The organism is Jutongia hominis (assembly GCF_014384965.1).
Taxonomy (GTDB): Bacteria; Bacillota; Clostridia; order Lachnospirales; family Lachnospiraceae; genus Butyribacter; species Butyribacter hominis.
This window is the reverse complement of the sequence record NZ_JACRSW010000018.1, coordinates 1-17,392: the sequence shown is the minus strand read 5'-3', so window position 1 is coordinate 17,392 and position 17,392 is coordinate 1. Positions and strand designations below refer to the sequence as shown.

14 protein-coding genes and 3 pseudogenes are annotated in these 17,392 nt (G+C 35.8%); 2 read left to right on the top strand and 15 right to left on the bottom strand.

Going from position 1 to position 17,392, the window contains the following annotated elements:
• Nucleotides 1–86: 86 nt before the first annotated feature.
• The 12 genes and pseudogenes from H8700_RS05440 to H8700_RS05385 form a co-directional block, all read right to left on the bottom strand.
• Entirely contained in the window at nucleotides 87–407 is a 321-nt protein-coding gene (locus H8700_RS05440) for a hypothetical protein (RefSeq protein ID WP_249304101.1), read from the bottom strand.
• Nucleotides 408–1,646: a WYL domain-containing protein gene (locus H8700_RS05435; RefSeq protein ID WP_249304099.1), complete on the bottom strand. Its 1,239-nt coding sequence runs from the start codon at nucleotides 1,644–1,646 to the stop codon at nucleotides 408–410.
• 26 nt (nucleotides 1,647–1,672) lie between these two features.
• On the bottom strand, nucleotides 1,673–2,800 hold the full coding sequence (locus H8700_RS05430) for an HNH endonuclease domain-containing protein (protein ID WP_249304096.1): 1,128 nt from the start codon (nucleotides 2,798–2,800) through the stop codon (nucleotides 1,673–1,675).
• A gap of 129 nt (nucleotides 2,801–2,929) precedes the next feature.
• A pseudogene (locus tag H8700_RS05425) lies at nucleotides 2,930–3,175 on the bottom strand (energy-coupled thiamine transporter ThiT); the annotation flags it as partial.
• A 42-nt stretch (nucleotides 3,176–3,217) separates the two neighbouring features.
• Nucleotides 3,218–3,376, bottom strand: a complete 159-nt coding sequence (locus H8700_RS05420; protein WP_249304090.1) for a hypothetical protein — start codon at nucleotides 3,374–3,376, stop codon at nucleotides 3,218–3,220.
• Between the two features lie 328 nt (nucleotides 3,377–3,704).
• A complete protein-coding gene (locus H8700_RS05415; protein WP_249304087.1) occupies nucleotides 3,705–4,055 on the bottom strand; it encodes a PqqD family protein in 351 nt (116 codons plus the stop codon).
• Nucleotides 4,055–5,992, bottom strand: a complete 1,938-nt coding sequence (locus H8700_RS05410) for an OPT family oligopeptide transporter (RefSeq protein WP_249304084.1) — start codon at nucleotides 5,990–5,992, stop codon at nucleotides 4,055–4,057. The genes H8700_RS05415 and H8700_RS05410 overlap by 1 nt, the downstream gene beginning before the upstream one ends.
• A gap of 491 nt (nucleotides 5,993–6,483) precedes the next feature.
• A complete protein-coding gene (locus tag H8700_RS05405) occupies nucleotides 6,484–7,554 on the bottom strand; it encodes an SLC13 family permease (protein WP_249304081.1) in 1,071 nt (356 codons plus the stop codon).
• Between the two features lie 36 nt (nucleotides 7,555–7,590).
• A complete protein-coding gene (locus H8700_RS05400) occupies nucleotides 7,591–9,168 on the bottom strand; it encodes a glycoside hydrolase family 2 protein (RefSeq protein WP_249304079.1) in 1,578 nt (525 codons plus the stop codon).
• A gap of 228 nt (nucleotides 9,169–9,396) precedes the next feature.
• The gene (locus H8700_RS05395) at nucleotides 9,397–12,741 is read right to left on the bottom strand and encodes a DEAD/DEAH box helicase family protein (protein ID WP_249304076.1); all 3,345 of its coding nucleotides are present in this window, start codon (nucleotides 12,739–12,741) and stop codon (nucleotides 9,397–9,399) included.
• 416 nt (nucleotides 12,742–13,157) lie between these two features.
• On the bottom strand, nucleotides 13,158–13,490 hold the full coding sequence (locus H8700_RS05390) for a DUF1016 N-terminal domain-containing protein (RefSeq protein WP_249304105.1): 333 nt from the start codon (nucleotides 13,488–13,490) through the stop codon (nucleotides 13,158–13,160).
• 113 nt (nucleotides 13,491–13,603) lie between these two features.
• Nucleotides 13,604–13,879: pseudogene (locus tag H8700_RS05385) on the bottom strand (VirB4-like conjugal transfer ATPase, CD1110 family); the annotation flags it as partial.
• A gap of 230 nt (nucleotides 13,880–14,109) precedes the next feature.
• Here H8700_RS05385 and H8700_RS05380 point away from each other — a divergent pair.
• Nucleotides 14,110–14,211 (top strand): annotated as a pseudogene (locus H8700_RS05380) (DUF6061 family protein); the annotation flags it as partial.
• A 403-nt stretch (nucleotides 14,212–14,614) separates the two neighbouring features.
• Here H8700_RS05380 and H8700_RS05375 read toward each other — a convergent pair.
• A complete protein-coding gene (locus H8700_RS05375) occupies nucleotides 14,615–15,805 on the bottom strand; it encodes an MFS transporter (protein WP_249304074.1) in 1,191 nt (396 codons plus the stop codon).
• Nucleotides 15,805–16,026 (bottom strand): hypothetical protein, encoded by a 222-nt coding sequence (locus tag H8700_RS05370; protein ID WP_117963126.1) that lies wholly within the window; start codon nucleotides 16,024–16,026, stop codon nucleotides 15,805–15,807. Before H8700_RS05370 ends, H8700_RS05375 begins: the two co-directional genes overlap by 1 nt.
• 117 nt (nucleotides 16,027–16,143) lie before the next feature.
• On the opposite strand from H8700_RS05370, the gene H8700_RS05365 reads away from it, so the two are divergent.
• Nucleotides 16,144–17,037 (top strand): AraC family transcriptional regulator, encoded by an 894-nt coding sequence (locus tag H8700_RS05365; protein WP_249304072.1) that lies wholly within the window; start codon nucleotides 16,144–16,146, stop codon nucleotides 17,035–17,037.
• Between the two features lie 221 nt (nucleotides 17,038–17,258).
• On the opposite strand, the gene H8700_RS12430 is transcribed toward H8700_RS05365, so the two are convergent.
• Entirely contained in the window at nucleotides 17,259–17,372 is a 114-nt protein-coding gene (locus tag H8700_RS12430) for a hypothetical protein (protein ID WP_283242210.1), read from the bottom strand.
• Nucleotides 17,373–17,392 lie beyond the last annotated feature (20 nt).

The following is a 17,392-nucleotide window of genomic DNA, read 5'->3' as shown; positions in this document are numbered from 1 at the left end:
ATATCGATAGATTTTGAAAAAGCACCCTAAGGGAGCTCTATTAAAGTTACCCTTTTTTACCACCGATATGAAAAAGAAATTTTTTGCTAATTTATGGTTGACTTTTCATAGCTGGTCTCCCCGAACAACTGAATTCTGGGATCACTCATAACTGCTTTTAACCATCTTTTTTGCAAAAGAGTAAGTGGCATTGTTGGTTTATTTTTTATTGGTGTAGTTCCATCTTTTCTAATTAGCTGCCATTTTTCTTTTTTTAATTCTTCCAATATAACAAACTTACTTTCTTCAAATGCATACTTTTCAATAATATTTATTAATTCTTCATCCATCACCGGATGAACAACTGCTTCTGTCAATATAGCGGCTACAGCATTGTAATATGCACTATATATTTCACTAAACAGCATTTAATCATCACCTCCAACACCATATAACTCATACATGGTATCCATATCCCCTCTGAATTTATTCTCTAAATCTTTATTTGAAAAATGTAGATCTATAATCCGACATATAAATGTTCTTATCCATGGAATCAATTCATTGCTATCAAATACATCCACTACAAATTTACTATGATTATTATCCATATGTATTACTGTTCCACAGCGTTTCTCTCTCTCTAATCGATTACGAATATGCTGTTCATCATCTTTATAATATACTATAAATTCTACATGTTCCAATTGTTCTCCTACGGAATTTTTAGTATTAACCCCCCAAATATAAGGTGATATTTTTCCAAACTGCTCTTCATATTGCTCAAACCGATCACATCTTTCCCCAAACTTTACGCTTACAATATTATCTATTCGAAATGCATTGATCTCCCGATAGTCTAACGTATATCCCATAAGATATTGGCGACCGCCCTGAACACTGATTCGAATTTTAAGTGGTACCACATGACTTATAGAAGTCTTGTTTTTTTTCTTATTAAATATTTCAAGCACAACCGTACATTTTTCCCTAATTGCCATAAACAACAAGCAAAGAATGTCACTATCCATTGTTTCTGTTATATAATGATGTTTAAAAGCAAAATGACTTTGATGTTTTTCCACTTTATCTAATAAAAATGAGCCAATTACCCCACAAGGCATTACTTCCGAAAAATAATCTAATAAATCCAGATTAAGAGAGAACTCTTCCCTGAAACGACTATAATAAACCGCTTTTCCCTGTCGCTCTGCATGTAAAAGCCCCTCACTAATGTACTCCCGAAGTTTTTTTCTTATAGTGGATTCATCAAATATTCTTGGTTTTGAAAATTGATATACATATTCATCAATTTGTTTTGCTATCTCACCTGTAGTCAAACTAACATCCGGCGAACTTAAAATATCAAATAATATAAAATGAAGTGTAATATCTCCATCCGTGAAGCTCTTAGCTTTCCAGGCTTTATAAAGGGGATTATGACCAACCACTCGGCTATCAATGGAAATAAAAATGTTTTTACCTTCTGAGGTCTGACGAAACTGCATATAATCACCAAGCCAGCTTTCTATCCGACGCTTTTCATTATCATAAGATCGTGCACTTTTTTCTGTATATTCACCCCTACTTTTGAAACCATATACATAAAATTCTCGCATATAATCACGAATACAATTAAATTTCTTTATAAGTTCCTTATATGCCATTATCTCTCTCCCACCTTTATTGAATCCTACTTCTCCCTATACACCCACTCTTTAAACCCGGACAATTGTGCTGCCTCATAAATCGGTCGGATCACGTGTTCCAGTCTCGAAATAAAAGAATTACGATCCAGACCATCCTCATATAATTGATTTCGAATTTCTTGATTATTCAAATGATACGGTGCGATCTTTTGAAATGTTTCTTTCACTTCGGGATGCTCTTTTTTCAATTCATATGCCCTGTATTCCAAACCACCGAGTTTCTCAAAATACAGTTCCCAAGCTGGCAAAGAATTGTTCTTGCTGCTGTTAATTGATTGCGTTGTGGGATGCAAATTCCATAATTCATCATGGGCAACGTATTGCCATGGAATAAAATGATCAACGGAAATCGACACATCTTTCAGATCAATTTTCCCATAAATATCTGTTAAAGAGGGATCCTTTTGTATGATCAATTGCCAATATTTCCTTACTCTTTCCGTGTCTCCTCTCGTATTGCGATGCTCTAATTTATCCGCAATTCCCGGCACGCTTGGATTTTTATTTTGAAGATAGTGTATTAAACTCAACTGCGTCCAGCCTTTTATAATTTCCTTATGTTTTAACAAATACGCTGCCCACAAGGCATCTATCTCTATTATCGTATTAAGCCCGGAATATAAAGCAAAATAATAGATCAGCCTTTTTTGACTATTGATTTTATTTGTTAATTTTTCTTTTGATCCGCACCATGTGCTATGGTCAATGTGGATTTCATCATAAAAAGGAACTTGTAATTTATAGGGAACATATCTGATCAAATCTAATTTGTATTTTTTGATATTTTTATCTTCTGTAGTTTGAAGAAATTCCATCAGTTTGTCTCTTTTTTCAGTCGAACGAATATGATAGTTTTCATGAATATATTTTGCAATTTCTTCTAAGTTATCTTTACTGCCGATCGGTCCGAGTCTCAGATGATATTCCGTCACCATATACCATGCATCGACAATCATTTCATTGATCAATTCCTCAAAGGTAAATCTGTTATGTATACCATCTAACTTTCTAAGGATTGCCTGGAACCAAAAAAATTTATAACAATTTGTTGTTTTCCCAAACAATTTGCTTAAATGTCCTATGTTCAGTTCTTCCGAATAAGGTAATTCCATTTTCATCCCCTCTTTTCCAAAAAAACATACGCACTTTAATGATATAGGTTTTCTAAATCATTCCGTTCATTTTTATAATGTGCAAATAGATTCTATATGTAACAACAAGCCCTCCGACTCGTATCTGTTCTATTCCTTCTCAAACAAAAATCCCGGTGCCACTTTTCCAAGAGCTACGATCACAACTACACCGATAATGATATTTGGCAGCATATAAAATCCATTGTACAGCAGGCTATACAATGCAACATTCATGCCTTCCGGCGCATAACTTCCCCAAAGCAGACAGCCTGAAAGAAAGCTGCAAAGGAAACGAAGCTCTTTTCTTCTTAATCCATTGTTTATCATTTTCCAGCTAATTTTTATTTCTGTCTCATTTGCTGTTTGACTATCCTGTTACTTAACAAGTTCTTACACTTATCGATTTGAGCAGGAATACACCAGACAATCTACAATTTCTTTCTCATCCATTCCTTTTTTCCTCATCCATTCAATCAAATTTACAAGAAATTGGCTAGGGATTTCCCACTCTTGCATTTCATCCATAATTCGCTCTTTCATTTCATTATCTTCCATAATCATCCTCTTTTCTAAAAAATAGTTCCTAATTTTCACATTCTGATTCTTTTCTCCGTATCAAATTCAGCCACTTTTCTTTGTACTTTCCAATCCGCACATCTCTGAAAAATCAAATCCTTTCTTCTTCTATCAGTTTAATATTCTTTATAAAGTCTGTAAAGGATTTCTCTGTAAAATCTGTAAAATGCACCCATTTTATACACCGAAGGTTTAAATCACATCCTTACAAAACATTTTTACCTTATAGCAAAAGAAAGCCGGCTCCGGCACTTGCCGGGACTGGCTTTCCCTGATTTGCTATCCAAACGCTTAAATATTTATCATATTATTTATTTTCCGGTGCCTGCAGCACAACAAAACCATGCCCTTGTAAGGTACGAAAATAAGCAAGCAAACGGTCATACAGCGGTTCGGCTTTTTCACCGAATTGCTCTTGTACCAACATTGCAATGTCATAAATTGTATGTTTTCCGTCGATCTGTTTCCAGATAAAACTTCCAAATTCTTCCAATGCAATATGGCTGACTTTTGGTCGTCCAAAGCAAACCTGAGCGATCCGGTTAAATATTCCTTTGTTGACAACATCAACTGTCACAATACCGTCTTCATTTTCTGACCATTGGATCTGCTGTGCGATTAACGGCACATAATCTAACAGATTATTGTCTTTTTTCACTATTTTGTTTCCTTTGCTTCTTTACTCCAGATTGTAAATTTGAGGATCAGAAGAATGATCAATGCCATTACAATCAGTCCACCAATCTGTCCTAAGTTCACAACTCCTGACAGATCTACGATCTCTGCAATCGTCTTACCGTTTACTGTAGCAACTGCAAGAATAGCAAGTAGAATACCGACAAGACCTTCACCGGCGATCATTCCTGAACAGCAAAGTACACCATTGTTGATCACTTTGTCTTTATTTGCTTTTCCTTCATATACTTTTTCTAAGACCAGACGAAGGATACCACCTACCATAATGCAGGCAGAAAGTTCAATCGGCAGATATAAACCGATTGCGAAAGGAAGAACCGGTATTGACAGCAGTTCGACCATAATTGCAATAAATACACCGATAAATACCAATGTCCACGGAAGATTTCCACCCATAACGCCTTCTACGATCATTTTCATCAAAGTAGCCTGTGGAGCTGCAAGTGCAGGTGTTCCAAATCCCCATGCACTATTTAAAAGATAAAGAACAAAGCCGATCGTAATAGCGGATACAACAGCACCTATCAATTCACCATACTGCTGTTTTACCGGTGTAGCTCCAAGGATATAACCTGTCTTAAGATCCTGAGACATATCGCCGGCCATTGCTGCCACAATACAGATAACAGAACCGATTGCGATCGCTGCAACCATTCCTGATGCGCCTGAATTACCGGTTGCTTTTAAGATCAGACTTGTGATCAGCAATGTTGCAATCGCCATTCCTGATACCGGGTTGTTACTGCTGCCGACTAAACCTACCATTCTTGAAGAAACGGCTGCAAAGAAGAAACCAAAAATAACAATAATAATTGCTCCTAAGACACCGATCGGAATAACAGGTAATACTGCGATCAGAATGATCAATACAGCAAGCATTCCCAGAACAAGTCCCATATTCATATCACGGTTAGTACGTTCTTCTTTACCAATTGCTTCTTTGTTCATCATTCCGCGAAGTGCATCTACAAATGTGCGGCAGATCAGAGGAAGTGATTTCACAAGACTGATAATACCACCGGCCGCTACAGCACCGGCACCGATATAACGAATATAATTTGACCAGATACCGGATGCCCCACTACTCTTCCATACTTCTGCGATCGTTACTGTCGCAGGATATAAAATGGTATTTGCACCAAACAGATAGATTGCCGGGATCAATACAAGCCATCCGAGGATCGCACCGGCAAACATATAAGATGCAATCTTAAAACCACAGATATAACCAACACTGATCAATGCCGGATACACTTCTGCACTGACTTCTGTATGAATCTTCTGAATAGAGATCGTTACAACATTTGATACTACTTTCAATCCATCTACGATAAATTTAACTAATGCAGAAATTCCCATTCCGATAAATACGATTGCTGCATTTGCGCCACCTTCCTGACCTGCAAGCAGCACTTCAGCACAAGCAGTTCCTTCCGGATAAGGCAGTGTTCCATGTTCTTTTACGATCAATGCTTTACGCAAAGGTACCATAAAGCAGATACCAAGAAGTCCACCGATCATTGCGATCAATGCAATCTCTACAATGCTAGGCATCTGTGCCTTCTTTTCTGCTGCCCACAAAAAAAGAACAGGCATGGTAAAAATAGCACCGGCTGCTAAAGACTCACCGGCTGAACCAATTGTCTGTACCATATTGCTTTCCAGAATCGTTTCTTCTTTTTTCGAAGAAAAACCACCGATCAGCTTGTACACACCCATACCAATAACGGCTGCAGGAATAGACGCAGAAACCGTCATACCTACACGAAGTCCAAGATATGCATTGGCTGCACCAAAGACAATCGCAAGGATAATACCGATCAAAATCGATGAAACCGTAAATTCCGGCAATACCTTGTCTGCACTGACATAAGGTTTAAAAGAGTTGTTCTCTTCCATAATAAATAAATCCTCCTAGTAAAATTATCTGTAGATTAATATGCCAAAAATTAATTTCCCCGACAGACTATTTTTAGAATCTCTACGACTTGATCCGCACTGCACACTATTGTCTTATGTTAGTATCGTACAAACATAAAAAATTATCACATTCTTAGAAAATAATTGACAACTTAATCTTAAATCAAGTTTATCGGAATAACACTTGATGATTTTATATTCCGTAAACACTAAAAACGCCTGCATAAGCATAAACAATTCTACTGTTCATCAAATACAAGCATTATTTAATATAGCATTTTTTCCAAAAAAAAGCAATGAATTTTCTATTTTTTTTGGAAAAATATTTACTATTTTTTTATATTGATTTAATAAAACATTTCATTCGTAAAACGTATCTGCTTGAAACCTGGCATGCAATATGATATAGGGCAATCAAATTCCATCTACTCCTTCTATAAATCGCACATATACATGTGGCATATTGATAGCTATAGCAACAACAACACAAGCACAATCTCTATAAGCAAAAAGAGAATATTATATTTTGTAAAAGAAAGAATATATGCTTTTTTATCAGCAAATATACTTTTTTCATAATAATCCAGAGAGATCATACTTGCCATAGATGCAATCAATGTACCCAATCCACCAATATTAACACCAAGCAGTAAAGCGTTTCCATTCGATGTAAAACGTGCAATCAGAATTGCTGCCGGAACATTACTCACAATCTGACTAATTAATATGCCTCCTGCAACTTCATTTCCTACTATCATTGTAGAAAGCATTTTGTTGATCCATGGGATTTGTGCCACATCCCCTACAACGATAAACAAAATAATAAATTTGATCAAAAGCCCATAATTGATACGACAAAAAATCTTTCTGTCGCAAAGAAAAACACCAATAAAAACTGCAAAAAAAGTTACAACATGTGGCACAAAACGCAATACCGTTAATATACACAAAAGAAATAATACGATAAAGACTATTGTCCAAAGCAGCTTATGTTTAATAACATATGCTTCGCCCGTATCCGTTATATTTTGCTCCTGTTCAATTGGTTCTGTAGGAAAAAGGATAAAAATAAAGATACCCAAAAGAACAAATGCTACTACACCATAAGGAAGAATAATCCGATAAAATGCTACTAATGTCATCTTATAATTCTGGTATAAAAAAACATTCTGTGGATTGCCTATGGGTGTCAGCATACTTCCCATATTAGCAGCAATCGTTTCTAAGACAATAAAGCGAATCAATTGATCAGATGCTCCAATGCGATTTATAATTCCTATTGTAAAAGGCACCAAAATAATTAATGCAACATCATTTGTCAAAAACATACTAAAGAAAAAGCTGCTTCCAATCAGATAATATGCTATCCTTCTGATATTTTGTGCACGATTCATCAAATAAAGTGTACAAAGGTCAATATACCCAAGCCTTTGAATTCCTGCAACAACTCCCATCAGACAAAAAAGTAAAATAAGTGTTCCAAAATTTATCTGTCTGATTGTAAATTGATATAAAACAGCGATCATTTCTCTATGCTCCATCCTACAAACATACTATTTATATATCCCTTCTCAAAATCAATCAAAATAGTTTCCATACTGCCCATATATTTCTTTGATTTTTGCATATGACATTTTTTCTCTTCTGTATTCATCCACGATACCCTTATTATTCATCTCTCTGGGACGACTTGCAAACCACTCCTTGCTGACTCTGTTATCACAAAATTGCCATATATATACTCCACTGCATCCATCATATTGTAAACATGTTGAGATTTGCTCATTTAGTGCTTTCATTTGATATTCCTCTGTCCACTTTCCCTGATGCTGATTATGATATCCATAGATTGCTCCAGCACCTATTTCGGAAACAAGAAATGGCTTATCCTTTCCTTGTTTATCCTGCTCTATCCAATCAAATATTTCTGTCATATATGTTTCTGTTGATTGATCGACATACCATCTTGGATAAATATTACATGAAACAACATCGGGAAGATCAAAACAGATATCCTGAAAGAACTTACAACTTGCAAAAGTACATGGTCTTGTATCGTCCATTTGTCTAATCAATTCAAATTGCTTTTTATAACATTCTCTGCCAAAAAGTGTCTCGCTGGCACATTCATTCAAAATCCCCCATATAAATATACTTGGATGATTATAATGTGCAGCTATCATCTCCTTAATAACATTTTCTGCCTGCATTTCAAACAACGGATGCTTCATCTGCTCTTCTTCAATTCCTCTGGCATGATTTTCTTCCCAAACAAGAATGCCCATCTCATCACAAAGATCAAGAAAAATCTCATCATTGGGATAATGCACTGTACGTATTGAATTTGCTCCCATCTGCTGAATCAAAACAAGATCATGATAAATTGCTCCATAGGGCAATGCGCAGCCATAATCAGGATGATCCTCATGACGACATACTCCTTTGATCCGAAGCTTTTTACCATTTAACAATATATTATTCTCACTAATACGAACCTCACGAAATCCAAAGCGTTCTATTAGATCATCGATAATATCATCCTCAACAAAAAGTTGTAACACCATTTGATATAAATTAGGAGACTCTGGATTCCATTCTAAAACATCTTCCATTTCCAAAACTGTATTTAATTCATAGTTATCTTTTTCATCGATTCTGATATTCCATTCAAAGGTCTGATTATCTATTGTCACTTTAGCAATTACTTTTTTATCTCTCAGTCGTTCCTTCTTTAACACAGAAATTGCTGCTTTAAGATTTATGAACCATCGATCATTTTTTCGAATCGTCTTTACATGCGCGTATTCAAAATAAGCACTTTGCAGCTGTTCTACCATAACACCTCTTGATATCCCACCATATGACATGTAATCGTTTGGTAAATGAAGCGCACTATTCTCATGAAAGCGATTGTCAACTTTTATCTCTAGCAAATGCTCTCCTTTTGCAAGATCCTTTACTACAACCAAAAACGGTGTGTATGCATTGTAATGCTGTGCTATCTGTTTTCCATCAAGCACCAAAACTGCTGTATGACTAACGCCTTTACATTCTATTTGAATATCCCCCTCTGCTTGGAATCTTTTTCGATAAATCCCCTCTCCTCTATAATCAGCAAAAAGTGGATGTGATTCCCAGCATCCTGGTACAGCCATCAAAAATCTTTGTCCTCCATATGGTCCTGAACAAGGTTCAAACTGCCATAAACTCTCTGATAACTCCATTTGTTTTCTAACTATATGTCTTTGAAATGTTCTTATCATCTTATTCACCACTTATCTTTCTCTTTTCCTTTTCCACACTCAACCAAAGGAAAGTAACACATCTTTTAAATCACCCATACACGGACATTATAACAGGAAATTCATCCCGGTATGTAAAGTTTACGCAATAGCATTTGCATTGATACTTTCTATCACACTTTGAATTCCCATCCACACTGACACATCGGTAAAGATATCAACCACACTGCCCTGATCAGTAAATGGTGGTTCCTGTAAGACAGAAAAGTCTTTCATCATTCCGTTATGAACAATATATTCCACGATCTGATTGACAAAATACGTCTGTCTGCTATCAAATCCTGCATCATACAAGTATTTTGAGAATGCCGCCTTAGCTGCTTTCATATCAAGCCCTACGATTTCGCGAACTAATTCCCCCAGAGGTTTTGCCCCGTATTCCTGCTCATAATCCTGCTTTGTTCCTATTTCTTTCCAAAGAATCTCTTCTAAAGCTTCTACGTCCATCTTCGTCAATGGCTGGTTGGAATGAAGTTTTGCAATAACAAGATTATCCTGATGCTTTCTGATATAATATTCCGCCTTTTCTTTATATTTTTTCAGATCGTCATTATCTAACTCAGCTTCTTTCCATTCCTGCGACAACAGTTCGTCCGAAAAATCAGTGTCATATGACTGACTGATCTTAGGTGGAATATATTTGATCAGATCACGCAACTTTTCTCTGATTTCTTCAAATTCGTTAATATCTGCATGTTCCATATAATCCGAATGCAGAATTTTATCTATCAGATCTGACTGTTTCTGAATCTCCGGTATATTTGCCACTCCGGCAACGCCTGCAACTTTTTTGTACAGATCGCTTCTGGCCTTCGCATACTTCTTTCCAACCAGACAGGCAAGTTCGATACCATACATTAATGCATCAAAACGCAACGCTTTAATCTCATCATTATCCGGCAGAATCAATGGTGCCACTTCTTCTTTTACTAATAGCGTGTCCTCAAAAGTAAGTGTCTGATAATTTTCTTCCAAAGAATAAAGTTCCACATATTTTAAATGCTGTCTTACCGCAAAATTATCTCGCGGAAGTTCCTTTACCTGCTCACTCATTTGCTTTACTAATGCTTTACGATATGCGATCAAACGCTCTTTTTGATATTCCATATTTTGCAATTTATATGAAATTTCAAACTTTAAGTTAAAAATAGCACTTTGCAAGGCAACTGTATTGGCGGTTGCCTTTCCTTTATTCATTCTAAAGAAATCAAAGTTGTTGCAAAAATCAAAAATATAAAATTTCTTCTTATCTTCTCCATCCAAAAGTTTTGGACAAAGCCTCGTTCCTCTTCCGATCATCTGCCAGAACTTTGCTTTACTCATGACTTTTTTAAAAAAAACCAGGTTAAGAACCTCCGGCACATCGATTCCCGTATCCAGCATATCTACAGAAATAGCGATCTGCGGCATTTTTTTCGGATCAGAAAATTCGTCAATCGCACTTTGGGCATATGTCATATAATTATCAATTACTTTTGCATAATCCGGTAAATAAGGGTATTCTTTATGAAAAACCCTCAATATCTCTTCCGCATGTTTATGATTCTTTGCAAAAATAATTGTCTTGCCGATTTTTTCACCATAGTCGATTTTAATACCATCATTCATCAACGTATGCAATACCTGCTTAATTGTGTCTTCATTAAATACCCAGCTGTTTAACGCAGAAGAGCTTATTGTATCCGGCATTTGTTCTGAATCTTCTCCAAAAGTAGACTCATACATTTCTTTATCTTCTTTAGAAAGTTCATCGTATACAATACCTTCTTCCATAAATTTGAGCTTTGATTCGATGGAAACATAATCCACTAAATAGCCATCTTTAACTGCCTGTGCCAGATCATATCCAAACGTCGGCACCCCATTTTCCAACTCGAAAATCTCATACGTATTTTTGTCTATTTCGTCCTTTGGCGTTGCTGTCAAACCTACCAGCGGTGCATCAAAATATGAAAAAATGTCCTTATATTTATTATAAATAGATCGATGTGCCTCATCACAGATCACAAGATCAAAATGACCGCAGGTAAAAAGTTTTCCTTCTTTGTCATTTACAGTATCAATACACTGCATCATCGTCTGATATGTAGAAAAAACACAATGTGCGTTATAATTATCTTTTTCTTCAATAAGATTAGTACATGACAAATTTGTCAGCATATTTACAAAACTTCTCTTTGCCTGTGTTACTAATGATTTACGATCTGCAAGAAAAAGAATATTCTTAACCCATCCCGCATCCAGCAAGACTTTACACAAAGCAATGACTGTTCTCGTCTTTCCTGATCCTGTCGCCATAACAAGCAATGCTTTTCTGCGATTGTTCTGATCAAAACTTTCACACACCTTCTTAATTGCTTCCTGCTGATAATAACGTCCTGCAATCTCTTTATCCGCTGTAATGTGTTTCAGACTTGTTCGCATTTTTTTCAGGTTAAACCATTTTTCTAAATCTCTCTTAGAATAGATCGTACTGCATTTTCGTTCCGGATAACGTCCATCAATAATTCTTGTTTCAAAACCATTTGTTAAGAAAATAACCGGCCGTCTCTTATACTTTTGTTCTATCAGATCGGCATACAGTTTCGCCTGCTGTCTTCCTTTTGATACATCAACACAAGTACGCTTCGCTTCAATAATCGCAAGCGGACATTGCATATCATCATAAAGAACATAATCTGCACGCCCAATCTCTGATTTATTCGGCATTCCTTCAATCTGTACTTCATTAATCCAGTTTTTGCCTTCTTTCCATCCTGCTTCATCTAACATCGAATCAATATACAATTTTCTTGTCTTGTATTCCGTCATATCAAGCGGCTTTGGAACATACGTCTGTTGCTGCTCTTTTCGTCGTGCCGATAATTCTTTTTTTAATGATGCATTTTCCTCTATTAACTTTGCAAGATCCAGTTCCTGTTGTGCGGTCTTTTTTTGTATCTTTTCTAACTCTTCTTTTGCATCTTTGGCAGCTTGCTTTGATTCTTTTGCTTTATTAATTCTTGCAAGAATAATTCCTTCATCAAAATTTCTATCTTCATACTCATCTGCATAACAATACGCAATGTAATCCATAAAAATAAATAGATTTTCCAGACAAAGCATTGCTTCATCTCTGCCCTTTTTCTTACTGTTATGTGCGATACTGTTACCAGTCTTTCGGATATAATCCAATCTTCTCCACAAATCAGAACCAACAGTCTGTCGAAAATCATCAGCCTCTAACAAGCTATGCAAATTATCTCTGTAAGGCATCTCTAAATTGTCCATGGAATATACCCATTTTACAGCAAATTCCATAGCCCTTCTGCAATTAATAATACACGCTTCCGGATCTAAAAGAATTACTTTTTCAGCTGAAATTGCAACATCCGCAAATTTTGAAAATTTCTGATCCTTTTTCAAATAATCAAAGTTTGTAACCATACAACATCCTCCCCCATATGTTCTGCTGTATTCTTTTTCAAATATTATGTGATATCAAATCCCACTATCTACACATATCCTGCTCTCATCACTTCTCAATACTATTATATATTTCATCCCTTTTATTTACAATAAAATATCTTCTGTTTCTTGCAGATTTTGATTTACATTTCATATAGCGAATCCAATGTAAGAAGCAAAACATCTTCATTTTTCAAATTTTCAAACCAATCCGTGTATCCGCTTAATGAAAAGAATATATATTTTGAAACTTTGTATTTTGAAGTTATAAGTTTTCCTCTTCTGATCAAAGTTTCATAAATACCCTTATTTATTTTTTCATTCTTAAATTTGCATTCTCCAATAACAGCTTGTTTATCTATATCTGATATAGCAACGACATCGATATCCGCAGATTATGATCGAATATTTCCATCCTTATCTGCAATATTTTCCACGCCCCACCAAGAACCTACAGAAGTAAGAAAGCATCCATATTCTCCCTCTATTCCATGCTTCAAAGTATAATATCTGCACATTTCTTCAAATACAGTTTCCATAAAAGAATGTAAAAATGGATTTTCTCCCAACTTTTTAACTGATTCCGGTAATAAAGTTTCCTTTGATAACATATATCTTTCATAATACCCACTGTCTAACTGTCTCTCCAACTGTCTTTTAGAATAATTTTCCTTGATGCATAGACGAATATAGAACTCTTTTTCCTCATCTGTCTTGCATCCCGACATTATCAGCAAGTGATTCGTCCAGCTAATTTGTGTCACCAGTGGTGTCACAATTTCATTTTTACCATTTTAGCGAGAAATTATAAACTTTTTTAAAATCACTATATTTAATTATATCAAGATTCTCCACTCCTCTCAATTACTTTTTCCGGTAGTTTTTCCTTTTTCATCATCGCTATCTTCTTGTGAATATTGGTGTTGTAAAGCCTGTAAAGGTCTGTATCCTTACTAATCTGATTATCAAATGGAATCACCACCGAACCACACTTGATAAGCCCCATTCCCGATGTAGTATTGGTTACAAATCTTAGCTGTGCCTCTGATACCCCGATAACTTCTGCCATCTTGGAACTATCCGTGTTTGCCTGCTTTAAAAGAGCCACATATTTTGATTGTATAATCACTTAATTTAAGGGTTTCATTAGCTGTTATATTTTATTAATAAACTCCCCGCTAACCCTTATAAACACTAACTTTTCTGTAGGTGAGCTTTCCCTTAGGTATTCCCTTGTGTTATATCGTTTCACAAGGCTTTACGATCCCTCGTAAGGGAAAAAATAAGGGAAGCAAAATCGCATAACACATTATAGCATAATATGAACGGACTGTGTGAACTGCTTGAAATGCTTTGGTAATAGACAATCCTGTGAAGTATGCTCGACTTTATCTTGACGGTACTATGCAGATGTGGATAGATGCGGAAGATTCGTTGGAACTATGGTAAATAATTCTTAAGTCAAAACAAGCACCAAATGACATTACAAGTCATTTGGTGCTTGTTTTATAGATTCCATCCTCGATAGTGTATGTTGCTTCATAAACTATTTTGCATTGTTCATCAATGCGGAAAATGTCTATATAGTTATCAATCAGTAACTAACGGTAGACTTTTCCAGCATCTCTGTCCTCGTTACACTCTTAATGGGACTGCAGAAATGTGTGTAGGTTTAAAATAGACTTCTTAATCCTATCTACCTGTCCTTTGGCATAAACCCTTTCTGTATGCTGCTTATTAGCTTCTCTTCTATATATCCGTTATTTTTCTTCGTTGGTTTCTTTAAGGGGCATTTTTCTCCCCATAGTGTTCTTTCATCTGGCAACATTTAACTGTCACATGAACATAACAGCTATTTCTGCTTATTCGCATTGTGGTTCATTATATTGAATAAAAATAGCATAAAACACAACGTAATCGGAAACAGGAGTCCAATGCGCATGCCCACATGAATACTACCTCCAAACATGTCCGCAGCCCTTCCTACAATGGCTGGACCTATGCTTCCTCCAAGATCACCTGCCATTGCTAAAAGTGCAAACATTGCAGTTCCTCCTGTTGGAAATACCTTGGAAGAGATGCTGATTGTACCGGGCCACATGATTCCTACAGAAAACCCACATACAATACATCCAGCAAGTCCAATGATCGGATTTTCTGAAAATGACGCTAATAAATAACATACAAAACATAAGATACCGGAACCAATCATAAATCTGTTTAGTTTCATTTTATCACCGGCTTTTCCAAACAACACTCGTGAAATTCCCATCGTCACAGCAAACATACAAGGTCCGGCAATATCTCCCACTGCCTTTGAAAAGCCTAGGGCTGATTCTGCGTACGCAGATGCCCATTGTGCCATTGCAAGCTCCGATGCCCCGGAACAGACCATCATCACAATGGCAATCAGGAACATGGGATTTGAAAATAATTTTCTGATTCCCATTCCCTGTCCTTCCTCTACTAATGATTCAATCGGACAAGTTGCAAAATTAATAATATTGATAGCAGGAATTAATGCATAAATAACAGCAAGCCATTTCCAGCTGCCAATTCCAAATAGCAGAAAGAAAACGGTCGAAACAAGTATAGTTCCAACTGCTCCCCAACAGTAAAAGGAATGCAGAAGGCTCATAGTAGCCTCCTTGTTCTCAAACGGACATGCTTCCACAATAGGACTTCCTAAAACCTCGATTAAGCCACTTCCAATCGCATACAAAATGACACTTATAATAATACCAATAAACGGAGATGGAATTATTTCCGGTAAAAATGCCAAACCTACAAGGCCTGCAGCCGAACATACTTCAGAAGCAACAATGCATACTCTATATCCAATTTTGTCCACGTACTTGGCACAAAACAAATCTACCAAAAGCTGTGTAAAGAAAAAGGATGTTGATATCATAGCAATGTTTCCAAGTGAAATATTGTAATCTGTATGAAATTTCAGAAATAGTAAAGGTGCAAAATTCGCAGCAACTGCCTGCGTAATAAATCCCAAATAACACGCCAATTTTGTCTTTTTATAATTCTTCATCATTTTTCCTCAACTCTCTTTGTTGTTATTCTTAGATAATGCTCATCTCCACACCAAACACTTCCCTCATAGAACGCACCTAAGTATCTTGGTTCACAATTCACTATAAATGACTTTTCAATAAGCATTAACATAAATTCATTTACCTGTTCCTCATTATCTAAAATGATAGAAATACATTCTTTTTCATCACATAAACCAAATTCAACCTGTGCATACATTTATCTTCTCCTTACGGCTAAATAGAACTATATAGCAATTTTATTTATTTTTCACTATATAATATCGCAATTATGCTGTATAATATCGTAAAACAGATTGTTCAGGAGGGGACTGCCATGTCGCAGAAAGGAAAGAAAAAGCTTGTAAGTATAAAAACCGATGATACACTGATGGAAACTGCTTTACATGGGACTCATCTTTTTCCATACAAACTCTATGATGAAAACATAACCGATTATGATTTTAACTGTATTGACTGGCATTGGCATACCGAATTTGAATTTGTATATATCGAATCCGGTATAGTTCACTTTAATGTAGGAGAAGATAATTTTGACATGTCCGAGGGACAGGGAATATTTATTAATTCCAAAGTTGTTCATAAAATGCATTCCGAAAATGACGCTGTAATTCCAAATTTTCTCTTTCTTCCATCTCTGATTGCTCCGAAAGAAAGTTTAATCTATCAGAAATTTGTGTTACCCTTTCTGAACTCATCTTTGGGTTATTACATTTTTTCTTCTTCACAGGAATGGCAGAAAGAAATTTTGTCTGAAATGCAAAAGCTTATACAGTTTAGCAGAGGTGAAATAAATGAACTACAAATATCTGTTCAATTACAAAAGATATGGGCACTCATAACTTCAAATGTTATTTGTTACCCAGAAACTCAAAATGTGAATTCTTCCTCACTTGCACGGTTACAAATGATGATGCAGTTTATACATTCGAATTACCCTGAAAGCATTTCTCTTTTGGATATTGCCAAAGTTGGGGAAGTGAGTATCAGTACTGCCTTGAATTTGTTTCGTAATGTACTGAATACATCTCCTGTCAACTATCTGATATGCTACAGGTTAAGGAAGGCAGCATTACTTCTTACCAATACAGAAAAAAAAGTAAGTGCCATTTCAATAGAAACTGGATTCAGTAATACAGATTATTTCTGTAAAACATTTAAGAGAATGTATTCCTTAACTCCTACAGAGTATAGAAACGTAAAGAAATGAATTATCCGACGAAAAAAGGGCGACTTATCTCACCCCTTTATCTCTGCTATGGAAATTCCTTTGTGTATGCTGCTGATCAGCTTCTCTTTGATATATCCGTAATCTTTCTTCAAAGGTTGCTTTTGGTGGTGTTTTTTCCCCATAGTTTTCTTCCCATGTGGCAACATCCATCTGATAAAATGTATGGTGTGGAAGCAATTTCCAAGGAATATTTGTAATTATTAAGGAAAAGAAAATTTTGATTTGTCGACTTGGTGAATAATGTCTACAAATTGTTCTTGCAGTTCAATTGGTGGAACTGTCACATCTAGCATTTTCATTTTAGTACCTGTCAAATGAGATATTGTCGCCTTAG